Annotated in this window: 1 pseudogene; it reads right to left on the reverse strand. The window is 76.8% G+C overall.

From position 1 onward, the window contains the following. A pseudogene (locus tag B9S61_RS02900) lies at positions 1-852 on the reverse strand (hypothetical protein); the annotation flags it as partial. Positions 853-1,778 lie beyond the last annotated feature (926 nt).

Below are 1,778 nucleotides of genomic sequence, written 5' to 3' on the forward strand. Positions count from 1 at the left end.
CCCCGCCAGGCCACCCGACGGTCCCGCCACGCCACCTGTCGGCACCACTGCGGCGCCCGGCGGCAGCACGGCCCCGTCCGGGAGCCTCCCGGAGGCACCGGTACACCCCGCCACGCCCGCGGCAGCACCCGCCGTGCCGACCGCTGACCCGACCGGCATCCTCCGGAACCCCGCCGGAGCCCACGGCTCCTCCGCAGCCTCCACCGGGCCGGCCGGAGACAGCGCCGAAGCGTCTGCGGGTCCCGTCGAGGCGGCCACGAGCGCCGACCAGGTGGCCGTGAGTTCCACCAGCGCGGCGAGGTTGAGGTCGGTGCCGTGGGCGGGGACCGTCGCCGTGTTCTCGGTGAGCAGCCCGGCGAGGGCGGGAGCCGCCATGGGCAGCGGTACGGCGAAGCCCACGGCGCTGTCGGCCGAGCGGAGGGCGGTGCCGAGCACGCCGAGCACACTGCCGGTGCCGGCGTCGAGCACCGGGCCTCCGGCGGCGCCGCCACCGAGGCGCAGTGCGTCCCGGCCTGCGGTGCCGACCGCCAGCTCCAGGGCATCGGCGACGGCGTACGGGCCGTCGGTGGCCGTGTAGGTGACGGCGGCCGTGCCCAGTACGCGCGCCTCCCGCCATCCCCCGGCGGCGATGCGCACATACGTGCCGCTCCGGACGCCCCCCCGCGCGGAGACCGGCAGGGGTGCCACACCGAGCCCCTCGGTCCGTACGAGAGCGAGATCGAGCGCGGGCAGCGGGGTGACGGCGGCGGCGGTCACCACACAGTAGCGGCCCCCGGCCCCGTACAGCACGAGCCGGGACAGGCCGTCGACCGTCTCGTGGCTGGTGATCACCGTGCCGCGGTGGTCGGCCATGAATCCGGTACCGCGTGGGCGGCCGGCGAGGTCGTACAGGCGGACCAGACCGTCGTCGGCGGGGTGGTCCGGCGCGGGCAGCGGGGAGAGGCCCGTGAGGTCCCCGGGATCAGGGAGGTCCGCGCGCTGGTACGGCGGCCCGGGGTGGCCATGGAGTGCCGGGAGGCCGGAGGAATCCGTGCCGCCGGGAGAACCGGAGGGACAGGAAGGGCCCGGGAGGCCGGAAAGCGGGCCGCCGGGAGGACCGGAGACGCGGGGAGGACGGGAAACGCCCGGAGGATGCGAGGAACTCGGAGCCTGCGGGTGACCCGGGACGCCCGTACCGGACAGGTGCCCGGGGGCGGAGAGACCGGCGCGACCGGAGGGCCCCGTGTCGCCGAGCGCCTCGGAGGCCGCCCACGAGGGCCGGGGGCGCCCGGGCAGCTCCACGCGCCCCGGGCGGGCTCCGTCCCCGGACGGTTCCGCGCCCTCCCGGGGTTGCGGAAAGCCCGGGGTCCCGGCGGCTCCGGCGCCGTCCGTGGCCTCCGCCGCCCCTGTCGTCCCGGTGTCCCCCGCAGCCCCGACGACGCCCGGGGGACTGCCGGGGACGTCTCGCACCTCGCGGGGTCCGATTCCTGACGGCATCCTCGAACCTCCCGCCGTACATCCGTGCCCTGGTCTGCGACATTAGGGCCGAAATGATCAGCAGGACAGGCCAGGCGGCGAACGCGCCCCCTTCCGCTCCCCCGGTTCACTCCAAGCGCCCGCACCTACGGGTGAACAGGCAGGGGTGGATGGATACACCCTAGGGGTGGGGGAACCGAGGGGGACCGTGGAGCGGCGGCATGTCCATCCCCGTGACGCCGCTCCATGGGCGGGCCCGAGACCGAGGGGAGCCGCCGATCCGACGGCCCCACCGCTCCCCCGCGCGGTCCGGCAGCGCGGCA

Source organism: Streptomyces sp. SM1, from assembly GCF_002910825.1.
Lineage (GTDB): Bacteria > Actinomycetota > Actinomycetes > Streptomycetales > Streptomycetaceae > Streptomyces > Streptomyces okerensis.